This window comes from Pseudoxanthomonas sp. LjRoot204_2 (assembly GCF_056175765.1).
Genome location: NZ_JBGFFG010000625.1, coordinates 1 through 1,484 on the forward strand (window position 1 = coordinate 1; position 1,484 = coordinate 1,484).

Annotated in this window: 2 protein-coding genes; both read left to right on the top strand. The window is 65.8% G+C overall.

Annotation, left to right across the window (positions count from 1 at the left end):
* Positions 1 to 9 precede the first annotated feature (9 nt).
* Positions 10 to 153: an aldehyde dehydrogenase family protein gene (locus tag AC04L7_RS18525; protein WP_475513676.1), complete on the top strand. Its 144-nt coding sequence runs from the start codon at positions 10 to 12 to the stop codon at positions 151 to 153.
* Positions 154 to 205: 52 nt separating this feature from the next.
* Positions 206 to 1,369 (top strand): ABC transporter substrate-binding protein, encoded by a 1,164-nt coding sequence (locus AC04L7_RS18530; RefSeq protein WP_436045806.1) that lies wholly within the window; start codon positions 206 to 208, stop codon positions 1,367 to 1,369.
* The last annotated feature ends 115 nt before the right edge of the window (positions 1,370 to 1,484 follow it).

Genomic DNA, 1,484 nt, shown 5'->3' on the forward strand with positions numbered 1-1,484 from the left:
GAGTACGGCATGGTCGGCGTCAACGAGGGTCTGATCTCCAACGAGGTAGCACCGTTTGGCGGCATCAAGGAGTCGGGAGTCGGGCGCGAGGGTTCGAAGTACGGACTCGACGAGTACCTCGAAACCAAGTACGTCTGCCACGGTGGGGTCTGAGCCGCGGCAGGTTCTCTCGAAAGAGTGCGTCGATCAGTCACAGGCGACACGAATGACCCCCGTCCGGAGACGAGCATTCTGTGCCGCGGCAGCCGCGGCAGCCGCGGCAGCCGCGGCGCCGTGGATCGTGGCTGCACGCGGCAGCGAACCAGGCGTCTATGACAACAAGGTGGTGTTCGGTCAGACCATCGGCTTTGACAGTGTCTGGGGCAGCCTCTACCGAAACTATACCGACGGGCTGCTCGCTTGCTTCGCGCAAGTGAATGCGCAAGGCGGCATGCATGGCCGCCAGCTCTCGGTGGTGCGCCGGGAGGACAACTACGTCATCGACAGGGCACTCGCGAACGTCCGTGCGTTCGGGCAGGGTGCGGATGTATTCGGACTCGCTTGCATCGGCGGCAGCGGCATCACGCTGGCCGCGATGCCGCTGCTCGAGGAGTATCGGCTGCCGGCGGTGGGGGCACTGACTGGCGCCGACGGCGCTCGGGTGTACAACCGCTACCTCTTCCACACCCGCACGGCCTATTCCAATGAGGTCGAGAAGATGGTGGAGCATCTCTCGACGATCGGCATACGCCGCATAGCGGTGGTTTACCAGGACAACGCGTTCGGCATGAGCACTCTGGCCGCTGCACAGAAGGCGGCGCAGCGGTTCCAAGCGCAGTTGGTGGCGGACGTTCCGCACCCCGCGGAGAACTGGGAGGGCCGGGGCATGGCCGCGACGGTCGTGAAGGCTGCGCCCCAAGCCGTGCTGCTGTTCACGTCGCCGAGCACGGTGGCCGACTTGATGAAGCAGTACAGGGCGCAAGCACGGGCGGCGCTGCCTTCACCCTGGGTCCTCTCGGTCACATCGGTGCCCAAACTGTCCGAGCTGCTAGAGACCGACGTCCGCGGCATCGCGATCACGCAGGTGATGCCGCATCCACGCGGCCCGTCGCGCGCCGCGCGCAACTTCCGCTCTGTGATGGCCCGGCATGGCAGCGGGGACGCCCTGTCTTACGAAGCCCTGGAGGGCTTCATGACCGGCCGGGTGATTGTGGAAGGCTTACGGCGCGCCGGCCGCAATCTCACGCGCGAGGGCTACGTGCGTGCACTCGAAGGCTTCGAGCTCCAGAGCCTTGAAGAGCTCGACTACCGGTACACCGCCTCGAGCCACCTGGGCCCATCCTTTGTGGAAGTGACGCTGCTGGGCGCTGGCGGCACCGTGCTGCGCTAAGGGTGGGGCGAGGCGCTGACGAGATTGCGCCCGGCGATGCATTCGGTGCGGACGGGATTGTGCGAGATGCACATGCAGCGCTGCCTGTAGATCAGTCCGGCGGCCGTACAGACTG

Coding starts and splice junctions, on each gene's coding strand:
- AC04L7_RS18530 (WP_436045806.1), top strand. CDS start 206: ATGACCCCCGTCCGGAGACGAGCATTCTGTGCCGCGGCAGCCGCGGCA.
- AC04L7_RS18525 (WP_475513676.1), top strand. CDS start 10: ATGGTCGGCGTCAACGAGGGTCTGATCTCCAACGAGGTAGCACCGTTT.